Source organism: Microbacterium sp. CGR2 (assembly GCF_003626735.1).
In the GTDB taxonomy this organism is placed as follows: domain Bacteria; phylum Actinomycetota; class Actinomycetes; order Actinomycetales; family Microbacteriaceae; genus Microbacterium.
Window position 1 is genome coordinate 1629446 of record NZ_RBHX01000001.1, and the last position, 14131, is coordinate 1643576.

The 14131-nt window shown below is 66.8% G+C and carries 18 protein-coding genes and 2 pseudogenes; 5 read left to right on the forward strand and 15 right to left on the reverse strand.

All coding sequences use genetic code 11. The features are described 5' to 3' along the window. The first annotated feature begins 25 nt into the window (after positions 1-25). A complete protein-coding gene (locus tag D7252_RS08140) occupies positions 26-778 on the forward strand; it encodes an AAA family ATPase (protein ID WP_120774924.1) in 753 nt (250 codons plus the stop codon). Between the two features lie 113 nt (positions 779-891). Here D7252_RS08140 and D7252_RS08145 read toward each other — a convergent pair whose 3' ends face one another. Genes D7252_RS08145 through fdxA form a run of 4 tightly spaced genes read right to left on the reverse strand, consistent with a single transcriptional unit; the run spans position 892 to position 3731 of the window. Continuing rightward, positions 892-1521: a superoxide dismutase gene (locus tag D7252_RS08145; RefSeq protein ID WP_120774925.1), complete on the reverse strand. Its 630-nt coding sequence runs from the start codon at positions 1519-1521 to the stop codon at positions 892-894. A gap of 22 nt (positions 1522-1543) precedes the next feature. Further along, the gene (locus tag D7252_RS08150; protein ID WP_120774926.1) at positions 1544-2053 is read right to left on the reverse strand and encodes a flavin reductase family protein; all 510 of its coding nucleotides are present in this window, start codon (positions 2051-2053) and stop codon (positions 1544-1546) included. Further along, positions 2050-3408: an FAD-dependent oxidoreductase gene (locus tag D7252_RS08155; protein WP_120774927.1), complete on the reverse strand. Its 1359-nt coding sequence runs from the start codon at positions 3406-3408 to the stop codon at positions 2050-2052. The genes D7252_RS08150 and D7252_RS08155 overlap by 4 nt, the downstream gene beginning before the upstream one ends. Next, on the reverse strand, positions 3405-3731 hold the full coding sequence (gene fdxA, locus D7252_RS08160) for a ferredoxin (RefSeq protein WP_120774928.1): 327 nt from the start codon (positions 3729-3731) through the stop codon (positions 3405-3407). Before fdxA ends, D7252_RS08155 begins: the two co-directional genes overlap by 4 nt. A gap of 118 nt (positions 3732-3849) precedes the next feature. Between fdxA and soxR the strand changes: the two genes are divergently transcribed. Continuing rightward, entirely contained in the window at positions 3850-4299 is a 450-nt protein-coding gene (gene soxR / locus D7252_RS08165) for a redox-sensitive transcriptional activator SoxR (RefSeq protein WP_120774929.1), read from the forward strand. A 42-nt stretch (positions 4300-4341) separates the two neighbouring features. Here soxR and D7252_RS08170 read toward each other — a convergent pair whose 3' ends face one another. Continuing rightward, positions 4342-5934 carry an SPFH domain-containing protein gene (locus D7252_RS08170; protein WP_120774930.1) on the reverse strand — a complete coding sequence of 531 codons (1593 nt, stop codon included), beginning with the start codon at positions 5932-5934 and terminating at the stop codon, positions 4342-4344. A 139-nt stretch (positions 5935-6073) separates the two neighbouring features. Further along, complete coding sequence (locus D7252_RS08175) at positions 6074-6502, reverse strand: MarR family winged helix-turn-helix transcriptional regulator (RefSeq protein ID WP_120774931.1); 429 nt, start codon at positions 6500-6502, stop codon at positions 6074-6076. 251 nt (positions 6503-6753) lie between these two features. On the opposite strand from D7252_RS08175, the gene D7252_RS08180 reads away from it, so the two are divergent. Continuing rightward, entirely contained in the window at positions 6754-7788 is a 1035-nt protein-coding gene (locus D7252_RS08180; RefSeq protein WP_183055225.1) for a MerR family transcriptional regulator, read from the forward strand. A 72-nt stretch (positions 7789-7860) separates the two neighbouring features. Here D7252_RS08180 and D7252_RS08185 read toward each other — a convergent pair whose 3' ends face one another. The 5 genes from D7252_RS08185 to D7252_RS08205 all read right to left on the reverse strand — a co-directional run bounded on the left by D7252_RS08185 (position 7861) and on the right by D7252_RS08205 (position 10960). Next, positions 7861-8652, reverse strand: coding sequence for an FAD-dependent monooxygenase (locus tag D7252_RS08185; protein ID WP_120774933.1), 792 nt, complete (start codon positions 8650-8652; stop codon positions 7861-7863). Beyond that, positions 8637-9002 carry an FAD-dependent oxidoreductase gene (locus tag D7252_RS08190; RefSeq protein ID WP_120774934.1) on the reverse strand — a complete coding sequence of 122 codons (366 nt, stop codon included), beginning with the start codon at positions 9000-9002 and terminating at the stop codon, positions 8637-8639. Before D7252_RS08190 ends, D7252_RS08185 begins: the two co-directional genes overlap by 16 nt. A 49-nt stretch (positions 9003-9051) precedes the next feature. Next, positions 9052-9822 (reverse strand): alpha/beta hydrolase, encoded by a 771-nt coding sequence (locus D7252_RS08195; protein WP_183055226.1) that lies wholly within the window; start codon positions 9820-9822, stop codon positions 9052-9054. Positions 9823-9923: 101 nt separating this feature from the next. Further along, entirely contained in the window at positions 9924-10520 is a 597-nt protein-coding gene (locus D7252_RS08200) for a TetR/AcrR family transcriptional regulator (RefSeq protein WP_183055227.1), read from the reverse strand. Positions 10521-10717: 197 nt separating this feature from the next. After that, on the reverse strand, positions 10718-10960 hold the full coding sequence (locus D7252_RS08205) for a hypothetical protein (protein ID WP_120774937.1): 243 nt from the start codon (positions 10958-10960) through the stop codon (positions 10718-10720). Positions 10961-11180: 220 nt separating this feature from the next. Here D7252_RS08205 and D7252_RS08210 point away from each other — a divergent pair, with 220 nt between their 5' ends. Next, complete coding sequence (locus D7252_RS08210) at positions 11181-11594, forward strand: CBS domain-containing protein (RefSeq protein WP_120774938.1); 414 nt, start codon at positions 11181-11183, stop codon at positions 11592-11594. A 169-nt stretch (positions 11595-11763) separates the two neighbouring features. Here the strand turns inward: D7252_RS08210 and D7252_RS20210 are convergent, their stop codons facing one another. Together D7252_RS20210 and D7252_RS20360 are read right to left on the reverse strand one after the other, a co-directional pair. Beyond that, entirely contained in the window at positions 11764-12009 is a 246-nt protein-coding gene (locus D7252_RS20210) for an Atu4866 domain-containing protein (protein WP_215110921.1), read from the reverse strand. 19 nt (positions 12010-12028) lie between these two features. Next, the gene (locus D7252_RS20360; RefSeq protein ID WP_251050671.1) at positions 12029-12772 is read right to left on the reverse strand and encodes an Atu4866 domain-containing protein; all 744 of its coding nucleotides are present in this window, start codon (positions 12770-12772) and stop codon (positions 12029-12031) included. A gap of 173 nt (positions 12773-12945) precedes the next feature. Between D7252_RS20360 and D7252_RS08225 the strand changes: the two genes are divergently transcribed. Next, positions 12946-13311, forward strand: a complete 366-nt coding sequence (locus tag D7252_RS08225) for a DUF4345 family protein (RefSeq protein ID WP_183055228.1) — start codon at positions 12946-12948, stop codon at positions 13309-13311. A 78-nt stretch (positions 13312-13389) separates the two neighbouring features. On the opposite strand, the pseudogene D7252_RS20220 reads toward D7252_RS08225, so the two are convergent. Both D7252_RS20220 and D7252_RS08230 read right to left on the reverse strand, forming a co-directional pair. Further along, a pseudogene (locus tag D7252_RS20220) lies at positions 13390-13554 on the reverse strand (LacI family DNA-binding transcriptional regulator); the annotation flags it as partial. Positions 13555-13626: 72 nt separating this feature from the next. Then, positions 13627-14130 (reverse strand): annotated as a pseudogene (locus tag D7252_RS08230) (CGNR zinc finger domain-containing protein); the annotation flags it as partial. Between the last annotated feature and the right edge of the window lies 1 nt (position 14131).

A 14131-nucleotide genomic window follows, 5' to 3' on the forward strand; every position in this document is an offset into this window, starting at 1 on the left:
CAGGACCGACCAGGGAGGAGACCGCGTGGATCCGTTCTGGGAGCCGACGAGTCGCCAGCGGCGCCAGCAGCCCGTCGTGGCAATTCGGCCGTCCGACGACGCACCGGCGGTTGACGGGAGCTGGCCGACCAGCATCCCCGCCGTCGCGCAGGTGCTACGCGAAGGCCTCGACCTCGACGCCGGCGTGACGTTCCTCGTCGGAGAGAACGGCAGCGGAAAATCGACGCTCGTCGAGGGCATCGCGATCGCCTACGGGCTCTCGCCGGAAGGCGGCTCGCGTAACGCCCGACATCGCACTCGACCGACTGAGTCGCCGTTGTCCGACTGGCTGCGTCTGCAGCGAGGCGTCGGCGCGAACCGCTGGGGATTCTTCCTGCGCGCCGAGACGATGCACTCCTTCTACACGTATCTCGAGGAGAACCCGTCGGCTGGCGGAGACGTTCCGTTTCACGAGATGAGCCACGGCGAGTCCTTCCTCGCGCTGTTGGAGAGCCGCTTCGACGACCCGGGCTTCTACTGCCTCGACGAGCCCGAGGCCGCGCTGTCGTTCAACTCGACGTTGGCGCTGATCGCGGTGCTCCGCCGCATCGCCGACGAGGGCGGCCAGGTGCTGTGCGCGACGCATTCACCCGTGCTCGCCGCGCTTCCGGGAGCGCGGATCCTCGAGGTCGGGGAGTGGGGTGTCCGCCCGGCGATGTGGGACGACCTCGAGATCGTCAATCACTGGCGGTCGTTCCTCGAGCATCCGTCCCGCTATCTTCGGCATCTGCTCGCGTAACGGCTTTTTGTGCCGCGGCTTGGTAGCGGGTGTGCCCGCTACCAAGCCATCGGAGCATAGCCAGACCCAGCGGACCGACCGCAGATGATCCTGCCCGGTGGGGTGGGGTGGGGTCAGCCAGCGACGATGAGGCCCTGGGTCACGGTGCGGGCGGCCTCGAAGCGGCGCTGCACGTCGGGCCAGTTCACGAGCTCCCAGAAGGCCTTGACGTAGTCGGCGCGCACGTTGAGGTAGTCGAGGTAGTAGGCGTGCTCCCAGACGTCGAGCTGCAGCAGCGGGATGACGCCGAGCGGGGCGTTGCCCTGCTGGTCGAACAGCTGGAAGATCACGGGGCGGGTGCCCACGGAGTCCCAGGCGAGCACGGCCCAACCCGATCCCTGCACGCCGAGTGCCGTCGCGGTGAAGTGCGCACGGAAGGCGTCGATCGACCCGAACGCGTCGACCAGCGCGGCGTCGAGCTCGCCCTCGGGCGCGCCGCCACCCTCGGGCGAGAGGTTCTGCCAGAACACGGAGTGGTTGATGTGGCCGCCGAGGTTGAACGCGAGGTCCTTCTCGAGCTTGTTCACGTTCGCGAGGTCATCGGCGCTGCGCGCCGTGGCGAGCTGCTCGAGCGCGGTGTTCGCGCCCGTCACGTACGTCTGGTGGTGCTTGGAGTGGTGCAACTCCATGATCTTGCCGGAGATGTGCGGCTCGAGCGCCGAGTAGTCGTAGGGCAGCTCGGGGAGTGTGTAAAGAGTGGACATGACGTCTTCCTTTCGATGATCTTCAGTGGTGGGAGGCGTGCGGGAGCGCATGGAAGCGGCGGTCGAGGTAGACGAGCGGGCGCCCCTGTGGCCCGGCGAGCACCTCGAGGACTTCGGCGACCACGACCGTCGACGACCCGACGACCACAGTCTGCAGAATCCGGCAGCGCAGGGCGGCCCGCGCCGAGGCGAGATGGGGCTCACCCGTCTCGAGGGCCGACCGCCCCTGCTCGGGAGTGAAGCGCTCCGAGCCGCTGACCGCGAAGCTCTGCGCGAGGTCGGAGTGCTCGTCGTCAATGAGATGCACGACGAAGGTGTCCGCTCCGAGGATCGCACCCGCCGAACCGGTGGCCCTGGTGACCGAGAAGACGATGGCGGCGGGATCGACCGCTACCGAGGCCACGCTCGACGCCGTGAGGCCGACGGGGCCGTCGGCGGTCGATGCCGTGATGATCGCGACGCCGGCGGGGTGGGTGCGGAACGCGGCCTTGAGTCCTTCGCCGACCGGCGTGGGTACTGGTGTCACGGTCATCGGCCGGCCTCCGTCATCTGTTCCTGTTTCGCATGCGCGAGCATCTCCGCGCGGTCGACGATCTTCGTCCGCTCGCGTCCGCGCTCGGCTCCGGCGCCGCGCTCGGCGGCGTCGATGCGGAGCCAGCCATCCAGATCGACGGCGTGGCCGAGTCGGTTGATCGAATCCTCGCCGCGCGAGACGGGCTCGGCTTCGGCGAGATCGTCGACGAGGTGGCGTACGGTCTGCGCAGCATCCGACTTGGTCGATCCGATGAGCCCGATCGGCCCGCGCTTGATCCAGCCGGTGGCATACAACCGCGGGATCGGCGCTCCCGCCGCGTCCACGACTCGCCCCTCGGTGTGCGGGACGACTCCGAGATCCGCGTCGAACGGCATCCCGGAAACCGCGGTCGAGCGGTAGCCCACGGCCCGGTAGACGGCTCCGACGTCGTAGCGCAGCAGCTCGCCGGTTCCGACCATCCGGCCCAGCTCGTCCGACGCAGTGCGCTCCATCTCGATACCGTTGACGCGGTCCGTGCCCAGCAGGCGAACGGGACGCTGGCGGAGGTGCAGGTGGATGCGGCGCGAGGCCGTCCGCTCCGCCGGATCGAGCGCGGCCCACTCGGTCATGGTGCGCACGATGATGCGGCGCTGTGAGAACTGCGCGACCATCCGCTCGGCGTGCTCATCCAGGACGAGCTCCTCCTCATCGACGATCACGTCGACGTCGTCCTGCTCGGCGAGCTCACGCAGCTCCATCGCCGAGAAGCGCACATCGGCCGGGCCCCGCCGGGCGAACAGGTGCACATCGCGCAGCGGGCTGGCGGCGAGCTGATCGAGTACGGCATCCGGGGTATCCGTGTGCGTCAGCGCGGACGCGTGCTTCGCGAGGATCCGGGTGACATCGAGCGCCACGTTGCCCGCGCCGAGCACCGCAACCGATTCCGCCTCGAGAGGCCAGGTGCGCCCGACATCCGGGTGCCCGTCGTACCAGGCGACGAACTCGGCGGCGCCGAAAGATCCCGGAAGGTCGATCCCGGGGATGTCGAGACGGACATCGAGGTCGGCGCCGGTCGCGACGATGACCCCGTCGTAGGCCGCCCGCAGTTCCTCGATCTCGACGTCGACGCCGATCTCGACGTTGCACAGTAGACGGATGCGCGGGTTGACCAGCACGTCGTGCAGGGCATCGGTGATCTTGCGGATGCGCGGATGATCCGGGGCGACCCCGTACCGGACCAGGCCGTAGGGCGCCGGAAGCTTCTCGAACAGGTCGATCGAGGCGGTCGGTGCGAGGCCGAGGAGGATGTCGGCGGCGTAGATTCCGGCCGGCCCTGCCCCGACGACGGCGATGCGCGGTTCAATGACGGTCATGCGTGTTCCCCCTGAGGTGCGAGCGCGGCGATGATCGGGTGGTCGAAGGCGAGCATTCCCGTCCTGGCTGCACCGCCCGGCGACCCGATCTCGTCGAAGAACTCGACGTTCGCCTTGTAGTAGTCCTGCCACTCGTCGGGCAGATCGTCTTCGTAATAGATGGCCTCGACCGGGCACACCGGCTCGCAAGCGCCGCAGTCCACGCACTCGTCGGGGTGAATGTACAACGATCGTTCACCCTCGTAGATGCAGTCGACGGGGCACTCGTCGATACAGGCCTTGTCCTTCACATCGACGCACGGCAGAGCGATCACATAGGTCATCGCGGGGTTCTCGTTCGGGTCACACTGTCCTCGTTCGGGTCGAACGGCCCGTATCGGGCCACTCCACAACCGTAAAACCTCAAGTACACTTGAGGTCAAATCAGGAAGGAACATCCGGATGAGCCCGCACGCACCTGACGAGCCGCTGACGATCGGCGAGATGACCCGCCGCACCGGTGTCGCAGCCTCCGCCCTGCACTTCTATGAGACCCTCGGGCTCATCGCCTCCACCCGCACGTCCGGCAATCAGCGTCGCTACGCCCGGCACATGCTGCGTCGGGTCTCGCTCATCACGGTCGCCAAACGCCTCGGCATCCCGCTGTCCGACGTGCAGGCCGCCTTCGCCGACGTGCCGCTGACCGAGACGCCGAGTCACGCCGAGTGGCAGCGGGCCTCGCGGCGGTGGAAGCGGGAGTTGGAGAAGCGCCGCGAGGGCATCGAGCGGCTGGAACGCGAACTCACCGGCTGCATCGGGTGCGGCTGCCTGTCGATGAAGGCCTGCGGCCTGCTCAACCCCGACGACGCGCTCGGCACCCAGGGCGTCGGGCCACAGCGCCTGCGCGACTGATGAGAAAGGGCCGCCCCGCACGGATGTGGGACGGCCCAGAAGTCACTCTGCGGCGGGCGCCGGAGGAGGCGGAGGTGTGGTCGGCCTCGACTCACGCTTCGACGGCGGCGGGGTGGCCTCGGCGACACCGGCGCCGAAGCTCCGGCCGACGGTCTGACCCTGGATGATGCCGGCGAGATCGAGTCCGGTCGCCGCGTGGACGCTGTCGAAGACCGAGCGAAGAGCCCGCGCGTTGTCGGCACCGACCACGCTCGATGCGCCGTCGTCTCCGGAACTGCCCACGATCGACACGTTGCCGATGGCCGCGTAGCCCTTGGAGAACTCCGCCATGATCGACGGGAGCACTTCGAGTACGCGCTGGGAGAGGAACGCGTCCTGGTTGGAGGCGATGGCCTTGGCCTCTGCTTCGAGCGATGCTGCGCGGGCGTCACCTTCGGCGCGGATGGCGTCGGCTTCGGCATTCGCGCGCAGGCGTCGGGCTTCGGCCTCTGCTTCTGCCTGTGCACGAAGGGCGTTGGCCTCACCGCTGGCTTTCGCGATGGCGGCGGCTGCTTCACCGTCGGCGCGGGCCTTGTCGGCCTGAGCCTGCTGTTCGGCGATGCGGGTGCGGGCTTCGGCCTGCTTGACCTGCTCGATCGCTGCAGCCTCGGCTGAGCGCTCACGCGTGTAGAGCTCTGCCTGAGCGCGGGTTTCGGCCTCGTAGCGCTGGGCGTCGGCGACGCGCTTCACGTCGGCGTCGAGCTGAGCCTGCTTGTTCTCGGCCTGCTGCTGGAGCACGGCCTGCTGCGCCTGCTCGCGGGCGAGGTTCTCGGCTTGCTCGGCTTCGGCTCGCGCGCGTCCGATGCCGGCGTTCGCGTTCGCGGTGTTGGTGTCGAGCGCGGTCTGCTCGACCAGGTTGGCTTCCTGGTTGGCGATGTTCTTCTGGTTGATCGCACGGTCGGCGTTGGTCTGCGAGATCTCCGCCGACTGACGCTTCGCCTGGATCTCGGGGGAGCCGAGCGACTGGATGTAGCCGACCTTGTCGGTGATGCCCTTGATCTGGAATGAGTCGAGGATCAGGCCCTGCTCGGCGAGCTCCTGCGAGACGTCAGCGGCGATCTGGTCGGAGAACTTCTTGCGCTCGCGCATGAGCTCGACGACCGAGAGTGTGGCGACGATACCGCGGAGTGCACCTTCGAGCTGCTCGGTGGTGAACTGCTCGATGGCGGCATCCTGCGAAGCGAAACGCTCGGCGGCACGGCGCACCAGCAGGGGGTCGGACCCGATCTTCACGATCGCAACGCCGTCGACGTTCAGCGTGACACTGTCGAGCGACTGGGCCTCGGCGTTGAGAGACACCTGCCGGGAGCGCAGCGAGATGATCTCGTGACGCTGCGTGATCGGGTTGACGAGCGACTTGCCGTTGACGATGACGGTGACCGGCGATTCCGACATCTCGTCCCGGCTCGTCCCGTCAGCCGAGAGGACTGCGAGTTGCACCTTCTGCTTGCGGCCGGAGATGACGAGCGCTTCGTCTGCACGGGCCACCTTGATCCAGCTGCGTGCGAACAGCAGCAGGATGAGCAGCAGAACGATGCCGATGACGACGGCGATGCCGACGATGATGAGGATGCCGACGATTCCGGCGATCTCCATGGTGACCTTCCCCCCGCGCACCTCTGTCGGTGCGCTTTAGGCACCACCCTGCCAGATCGCGGTCTGCCGCGCGCGCTCCCGTGGCAGTTGGTGTGGGCAAAGGTCGATTGAGATCGCCACAACCGTGTCGGGAGGAGAGTCAGCCCTGGCGGAGCTTCTTCGTCAGAGCGAGGAGGGTGCGGAGCTCGTCGTCGTCGAGTCGGGACATGCGCTCGGCGATCGAACGACCGTGAATCATCGCGAGCGCGCGGAATGTCTTGGCTCCGGCATCCGTCGCTCGGATCAACGATCCGCGACCGTCGTCGGGATCGGGGCACTTGGCGACCAGCCCGCGCGCCACCATGCGGTCGATGAGCCGCGAGACGCTCGGTTGGCTGATCAGCATGTTCGCGGTGACATCTCGCAGGCGGGCCGTCATCTCCGGCGCCCGGGTCACCGTCAGCAGCACGTCGTATTCGGCCTGAGCGAGATGGGCGTCGTCGAAGTCGGCGAGCATCTCGGTGAACAGCTCGTGCTGCGCGCGGAACAGGCTCTCCCATGCCTCCAGGGCGAGCTTGCGATCGGTCATGCTCACAGAATAGTGCGAACAGTAAAGGGCCGGTCGGAGAGGCTCCCGACCGGCCCTTGTCCCTTGCACCAAGAGTGTCCTGCAATCACATGCGGTGGATGCCACAGCAAACATTCACCGTGTGATCACTGTATAACGGCGGGGTAACGAATGCAACGGTTTGGTTACGGAATCTTGCTATCGAGATGCTGACCGAGCCGAATGAAACTTCTGCTTGCATCTCAAGCGGCTTGAGGTTGAAGGGTGAGAACATGAACACTTCCAACGACACCCTCCACTCCATCGGCGAGGTCGCGCATCGCACCGGACTCAGCGTCAGCGCCATCCGCTACTACGCCGATGAAGGCCTCGTACGACCGACAGAAGCGACCGACGCCGGTCATCGCCTCTACGACGTGGATGCGATCGCTCGCCTGGAGTTCGTTCGCACTCTGCGCGACCTCGAGACCGGTCTGGATCAGGTGCGCCGCGTCCTCGTCGGCACGACCTCGCTGCGCGACGTCCTCGCCGAGCATCTCGACGTCATCGAGAACCGGACGACGCAGCTGCAGTCGAAGCGGGCCGTGCTCCGCGCGCTCGTGCGGCAGGAGGGGACGGCAGAACGCGCGAACCTCTTGCGCAAGCTGGTGACGATGTCGGATGCCGAGCGGCAACGACTGGTAGACGACTTCCTCGACGACGTGTCCGCAGGCCTTCCGGAAGAGGCGATCCACCGGATCCGCGAAGTGCAGCCGGTGCTGCCGCCCGACCCCAGTCCGGAACAGCTCGATGCCTGGATCAGCCTGGCCGAGCTGTTGCGGGATGACCAATTCCGCGAGGCGACCCGGTCTTATCTGCACGCGACGTATGCGCAGTTCCCCGGCTCGGAGATCTCCACACCCCACGTGCAGGAATTCATCCACTCAGCGGGCGCCGACCTGATGCCGAAGCTGATGGCTGCCCACCAGGCGGGATTCGCCGCTGACGACACCCAGGCCGTCTCCCTTGCCGCACAGCTGGTCGAAGATCTTGCGCAGACCTTCGGCGTCGCGGCTGACGACGACCTTCGGAGTCGGCTCGCGGCGCGCTATCGCGATCTCGACAGCCTCACCCTCGAGGCGCTCCAAGACGCGGAGTACACCTCGACCGAGGGACGCTACCTTGAATTGGTCTCGATCATCAATGATCAGCCGCACCCGGATGCCGCCCTTCTCGCCAACGCCCGCCGAAAGCAGAGCGACGGCGACGGACCCAGCTTCGGCGACTTCGGCGAATGGTTGTCTGGCGCGATTCTCGCGGCGCGGTGATCGGGTGTCAGCGCGGGCGGATGCGGGGTCGACGAGTCGTCGTCCCCGGGGATACAGAGCCACTGAGCCCCGTCAGTGGCTCGGTGGAGCCCAGCGTTGCACGCGCGTCATTGCGCGAACCATCAGTGACGGAGGGATCAGGCGCAGCGCGGTGTCGCGGAGGCGCCCTCGCGTGCCGGTGGCTTGCCCGACGGCGCCGGTCCGTCGTGATTGCTGCCATAGCGCACGAGTCCGGGGGCGTCGCAGGTGGTCGTAGCGCGTGAGTGCGGCGTCCAGTGCGGACTGGTCGGCCCCTGCGGGCAGGTCGCGAAGGAGGAGCACGAGGGTCGCAGCGTCCTCGATCGCCTGTCCTGCGCCCTGTCCGAGATCGGGGGTCATGGCGTGTGCCGCGTCGCCGAGCAGGACGCCCCGGTGGCGGACGAACGACGGCGGGAACTCCGCGAGGTCGCTGATGTCGTGCCGCAGCACGGTGCCGTCCGGGGTGGCATCGAGCAGTTGTGCGATCGGCGCGTGCCACGAGCTGAACAGCTGTCGCAGCGTCGAGTGGGCGTCTGCATCGATGCCGCCGGGAGCTGTCGCGAGCGTCGCGAACCAGTACACCTGGTCGTCGGGGAGGGGCACGATCCCGAAGCGCGCGCCGTCGCCCCAGGTCTCGCCGGCCGCATCCGCAAGGTGACCGCTCGCTGGGGCTACTCCTCGCCACGCGGTATAGCCGGCGTATCGAAGCCCTCGGTCCAATCCCCATCGCTGTCGGGCATCGCTGCGGATGCCGTCTGCCCCCACGACCAGACCGAACGACTCCTGATGCTCGCCGACCGTGATCACCGCGGCGCCGTCGGCCGAGACCGTCACCCTGTTTCCCATCGATACGCGCCGCCTGCCAGTCGCTGCAGCAGCGCTTCCTGGAGGTCGACCCGGTGAAGGCTGCGGATCGCCGGTGCCTCGGAGGGCGGCAGCGACACCAGCCACTGCCCGGAGGGTCGCCGCTGGCCGGATCGAAGGCGACCGATCGCGTCGCTGCTGACGGTGCGGACGACATCGCCGAGGCCGATCGCATCGAGCGCGACGAACGCGTTGTCGAAGAGCGTCAGCCCCGCTCCCAAAGCGGCGGGTTCGTCTCGCTGCTCGTACACGGTGACGTCGTGCCCGTCCCTCTGCAGACCGGCCGCTGCCACCAGGCCCCCGATACCTGCCCCGACGATGGCGATCCTCATGCCGCACCTCTTCTCGATGGAGGGAGCGCGCCGGTGCTCGTGTTCACGCTCACGTCGTTGCCGCCGGCGACAGGGTGCCCAGGAACGCTGTCACAGCATCTCGGTACTCAAGGGAGGCGGCTTTGATGCCTTGCAGATGTCCGCCTGGAAGCTGGACGAAAGTCGCCTGTGGATACCGGGAGGCGAGAGCACTCACCTGCTCCGGTCTGACGATCTCATCAGCGCTGCCACTCAGGAAGAGCATGGGGATCGATCCGGATGCCGAGGCCTGGGGATCGGGGGGCCACTCGGTCCCCAGCATCCTCACCGCCGACGATGCGAAAGCGTCCACGACGGCGCGGCGCTTCAGGAGCCGTCTGACCGGCCGAGGCGCGGGGACGTTGCCGCCCGCGATGAAGCTGCGCAACATCTCATCGAGGTCCAGGCCCGGGCCGCTGTCGCAGATCACGGCGTCGATCTCGGTCGTCTCATGACGGAGGCTATGCAGCGTCGGGAAGGTCGAGAAGGAGAATCCCCACACGATCAGCCGGCTTCCAGGCCACGTCGCTGACGCGACGGCGAGGGAAGCGGTGATGTCGCTGCTGTAGCGCTCGGCGAGCTGCTCCCGTGATCGATCCACCGCGGAAAGCCCGTGATTGCGGTGGTCGAAGAGCAGAACGTTATACCCGAGCTCGTGCAGGAGAGCTGCGTGACGCAGGCTTGCCGACTTGGTGAGTCCGATCCCGTGGCCGACGATCACCGTGCCCACTCCCGCTCCCGGGATGCACCAGAGGTGCAGCTCGACACCGTCAGGGGCCGTGGTCGTATGCTCCGTCGCCATCAAGCCCAGATCCTCGGGTGAGCGGTGATGCTGTCTCCGAGGAGGATGAAAGAGCGTGTACGCGAGCCGTCTGCCGATCGCTTCCGCAAGCGATGCCGGCCTCAAGAGCTCGACCGATCGACGCGGAGAACAGCTGCGGACGCAGCGATGACCGAGTCGAAAAGCCATGGGGGCGTGCGCTCAGCCCGCAGCAGTTGACGCGCGGCACTGTAGGGGAGGTCGATGAGCGCGAACTGGGAGCGGCCGATGGTCTCGGCATCGACTCGGCCGAAGTGCGCGACTGTGAAGGCTTTGACCGCGCGCTTGACCTCATCGTTGAGAGTGGTGAGATCCTGTCCGAGTTCCTCAGGCCACAACGCGATGAGGTCCTCGCGCCGGTACAGGGTGAGCAGCTTCGCTTCCTTGCGGTGCGCATCGGTCCACGTCAGCGTGTGCGCGACCGCAGCCCTGGCGGCCGCCTCAGGGTCCTCCGCAGCCAGCGCTTCAAGAAAGCCGATCTGGAAACCCTTGACGGTGCGGATCCACAGCGTTGCCAGAATCAGGTCACGCGACGGGAAGCGGTAGTAGACAGATCCGGACGGAGCTCCCAGCTTCTTGGCAATGGCGACGGCCGTGGCCGCGTGCACTCCGTCCTCCGCGACGAGGTCGAGCGCCGCATCCAAGATGTCCTGATCGGTGTGTTGTGCAGCGCGTCCCATCGAAGCCTTCTTTCGCATATCGAACCGGTAAGTCGCCCGGTGTGCGGGCAGTGCGTCGCAGATCAGGGGGTTCGACTCCAGGGCGTCGTGTCCACCGAGAACTATATTAGAGATACGTCTCTAATATAGTTCTACGGATGGGCGTGATGTCAATACGCGTTGATGAGCGCCGCTTCGGCGTCCTCGCCGACGGGCGATCAGCGCTGGCCGGGCATGTTGAGATCGTCCGGGTCGACATCGACGTCGCCTGCGTCATCCGGCCCGCCGGTACCGGGCATCACGCGGATGCCGTCAGGGTCGATGTCGTCATCGAGGGCCGCCGGTAGCGGGTCGCGCTGCTTGTGTTGCGTCTCGGTCTCGCTTGCCGGGCTGTATGACATGTCCTTGCGGACGATGTCGCTCTCCGAAGCGCCGAATCCGGATCGTTCATTTACGTTCATGGGGGCGACGGTAGGCCGCGGCGGCCGACAGGCCTCGGCCCTTGACAATCGACGGCGACGGTCTTGAGACAGCGCGCATCCCGGCATTCAGGGGGCACGTCTATCTCGCGGTGCAGGTGAGCGCGACAACTCGCGGGAAGAGCCCGGTTGTGACTGTCAACCCCCTCATCCGCGACTCTGGTGGGTGCTTAGCCTCGCCAGATCGAGGAAAGGAGCCACCGTGGCTACTGCACGTGACATCATGACGACCGCGCCGCGTTGCGTCAACGAAAATCAGACCCTCATCGAGGCGGCGAGAATGCTCGCGGATCTCGACGTGGGAAGTCTGCCGATCTGCGGTGAGGATCAGCGCCTGAAAGGCATGCTGACCGACCGTGACATCGTGGTGAAGTGCCTCGCTCAGGGCGGGGACCCGGCAACCACGCGCGCCGGTGATCTCGCTGAAGGCAAGCCCGTCACCATCGGCGCCGACGACACTCTCGAGGAAGCGATGGCCACGATGCAGGAGCATCAGGTCCGGCGCCTTCCCGTGATCGACGGTCACGATCTGGTCGGCATCATCAGCCAGGCCGACATCGCCCGAGCGGTGAACGCGTCCGATACAGGTGAGACGGTCGAGGCGATCTCGGAATGACGCGGGAGCGATGAGTATCGCGCCGCAGATGCGAGGGGGCCGATCGCGTCGCCGGCGAGGAACACTCGAAGCGTCGGCGCCGACGCCGCGAAGCTGACCACGCGGGATCACGCTCGACGGCGTCGGCCTCCTCACCAGCGCGTCAGCCGCATGCGTCGCCGGGAGTCTCTCAGTCCCGGCGCAAGATCATTCCGCCGTGGTGGAGGACGCCGCCGATGAAATCGCCGTCCGCGGTGAAGCCGGTGTCGTCCACATAGTCGATGTGATCTCCGGTGACGACATATCTGCCGGTGTAGGCGCGCTCGCGCGTTCCGCGCGCTTCCACATATCTGCCGTCCGGCAGCAGCTCATGGCGGACGTGGCCGTCAGACGTCTGCCACATGCCGACGTAGGGATGAGTGCTCGGCTCAGACATGTACTCGCTCCTTTCGCGATCAGCGGCGGTTGAGAACGTACGGCCCGTGGTGGAGGACGCCGTCCACGAACTCACCGAAAGCCCAGAAACCGAGATCGTCAAGATAGTCGATGCGGTCACCGTCAATCCAGAACGAGCCCTGGAAGGCATGCGGTCGGCCTCCGCGAGTCTCGTCGTAACGTCCGGCCGCTGTGAGTTCCTGATAGAGAAAGTCGGTCTCATCGATCCACATCCCCACATGGGGGCTGGCGGACGGCGACACTTCGCCGACCAGACTCTTATCGAGCGGCGCAGGCGCATTCGCCGTACGCTCGCCGTTCCAGAGAACGACTCTGCCATCGATGACGACCGCTGCAACGGACCCGGGGCGCGTGAGCACGGTGGCCACGGCACCCGCGGAGTCGCTCGCCAGTTCCGCGTCGACGACGGCGAAGGTTCCGGTGTTCCCTGGCCACAGAGTTCCCAAGTCCGAGGAGCGATCAGCGTTGAGACCGAGTGCGGCACGGGCATCGATCGCCATGGGGACGATCACCATACCCCTGCAGTCGATGACGAGCGCGTCGTCATCCCCCGCGGCCGTCACGATGCCCGGCCCGGTGCCGACGATGAACCCCTCGCCGAGGAGGATGTCGGCATCCTCCATCACATCGACGAGAGAGTCGAACAGGTGCACCCGTGCACCGACGAACAGCAGCGGCTGCGCGTAGTCCGCCTGGTTACCGATGATGCGTTCCAGCAGCTCGGGGGTGAATGCGTTGTTCATGGATCCTCCTCGATCTCCGGAGTGGAGATCCTCAACCCCAGCCTGCGGACCCGCGAACGAGTCAGGCAGACCGTGACACACCCGGGCAGAGCACACCCCGGCTGACGCCGAGCGACTGCCTGAAAGCCCGGCGCGCCAGACCCCGGTCGATCGTCGAGGTGTATCGTGCGACCATGCGGACGAAGATCCTTCGTGGACTGTTGTGGAGCATTTCAGGTGTCGCCGCACTGACCGGCGTGCTCGTCGCTCTCTTCGGCAACCGGGCGATTCCTGGCGCGACTGAGCGAACAGATGCGAGCACGAGCAGCGTTCTGCGGTTCTATGCAGTGATCTGGACCGCCCACTCCGTCGTGGTCGGACGCGCGGCTGCACGGCGGCAGCTCGATCATGACGAGATCGCGGGGATCGGCTGGCTCATGGCAGCCGGCGGCGCAGCGCGCGCACTCGCATGGTGGCGATCGGGACCGCCCCACCCGCTCTTCCGAGTACTCACACTTCAGGAACTCGCGATGCCGATGATCGTGCGCCTGCTGCGCTGAGCGCTCGACGCCTTCTCCACGGGGTACTCGGTGTCGTGGAAACGCAGGCACGGCGACGGACTATCGTCCTGGTTGACGGCGCCCCCGCCTCAGCTCACGCGCTGCGAGATTGGGACGGTAGTCGAGCTCCTCGATTGCTGCCTCCACTCGCTCTCGCGTAGCCGGCGATACCGGAACAGCTCCGGTCACGACATTCGACACGGTCTTTATCGACACTCCTGCACGAGCGGCGACGTCGAGCATCCGCGGAGCGCGATCTTTCCACGCCAAGGCATCGGATGCCGCAGCCTGCGGCGAGTTGCGTCGACGCATCTTGACGTAGTTGCCGCATCCCGTCATCGAGCACCACCGGCCCGATCGGTTGCGCGATCCGTCCCAATAGGCCCAGCGGCATGAGTCCCGGGAGCAGGCTTTGATGCGTTCCCAGCTCCCGTCGGCGCGGACGGCATCGACGGCGGCCAGGACGAGAGCGAGGAACGAGTCCTCAGCGGATGCGATCTGCATCCGTCCGTCACCACTGAAGCGCAGATGCACGGGTACCTGGGCGAGCAGACCATTCAGGCGGGCGATCGCGCCGGGGAGTGGCTCGTGGCCGGCATGCGTCAGCAGCACCTCGCGCAGCCCCTCCCGAGTGCGACGCGCGAACGCCAGATCGCGCTCTGTCAGGGTCATCGGTGGCACCCGCGTGCGAGTCTCGACCCACTCCGCGAGAGCCTGAGGCGAACTCCATGTCTCGGTGTCGGTCTGCCATTCGACCGTGTTCACGAAGTCGATGAGCAACCGCGCGTCCGGCGGTACCGCGATCTCTTCCGCTGCCATG

Bases quoted from the DNA above. Each gene is read 5' to 3' on its own strand.
- D7252_RS08180 (WP_183055225.1), top strand. From the start codon at position 6,754: ATGAACACTTCCAACGACACCCTCCACTCCATCGGCGAGGTCGCGCAT.
- D7252_RS08195 (WP_183055226.1), bottom strand. From the start codon at position 9,822: ATGGCGACGGAGCATACGACCACGGCCCCTGACGGTGTCGAGCTGCAC.
- soxR (WP_120774929.1), top strand. From the start codon at position 3,850: ATGAGCCCGCACGCACCTGACGAGCCGCTGACGATCGGCGAGATGACC.
- D7252_RS08225 (WP_183055228.1), top strand. From the start codon at position 12,946: ATGCGGACGAAGATCCTTCGTGGACTGTTGTGGAGCATTTCAGGTGTC.
- fdxA (WP_120774928.1), bottom strand. From the start codon at position 3,731: ATGACCTATGTGATCGCTCTGCCGTGCGTCGATGTGAAGGACAAGGCC.
- D7252_RS08200 (WP_183055227.1), bottom strand. From the start codon at position 10,520: ATGGGACGCGCTGCACAACACACCGATCAGGACATCTTGGATGCGGCG.
- D7252_RS08170 (WP_120774930.1), bottom strand. From the start codon at position 5,934: ATGGAGATCGCCGGAATCGTCGGCATCCTCATCATCGTCGGCATCGCC.
- D7252_RS20210 (WP_215110921.1), bottom strand. From the start codon at position 12,009: ATGTCTGAGCCGAGCACTCATCCCTACGTCGGCATGTGGCAGACGTCT.
- D7252_RS08185 (WP_120774933.1), bottom strand. From the start codon at position 8,652: ATGGGAAACAGGGTGACGGTCTCGGCCGACGGCGCCGCGGTGATCACG.
- D7252_RS08190 (WP_120774934.1), bottom strand. From the start codon at position 9,002: ATGAGGATCGCCATCGTCGGGGCAGGTATCGGGGGCCTGGTGGCAGCG.
- D7252_RS08150 (WP_120774926.1), bottom strand. From the start codon at position 2,053: ATGACCGTGACACCAGTACCCACGCCGGTCGGCGAAGGACTCAAGGCC.
- D7252_RS08205 (WP_120774937.1), bottom strand. From the start codon at position 10,960: ATGAACGTAAATGAACGATCCGGATTCGGCGCTTCGGAGAGCGACATC.
- D7252_RS08145 (WP_120774925.1), bottom strand. From the start codon at position 1,521: ATGTCCACTCTTTACACACTCCCCGAGCTGCCCTACGACTACTCGGCG.
- D7252_RS08155 (WP_120774927.1), bottom strand. From the start codon at position 3,408: ATGACCGTCATTGAACCGCGCATCGCCGTCGTCGGGGCAGGGCCGGCC.
- D7252_RS08175 (WP_120774931.1), bottom strand. From the start codon at position 6,502: ATGACCGATCGCAAGCTCGCCCTGGAGGCATGGGAGAGCCTGTTCCGC.
- D7252_RS20360 (WP_251050671.1), bottom strand. From the start codon at position 12,772: ATGAACAACGCATTCACCCCCGAGCTGCTGGAACGCATCATCGGTAAC.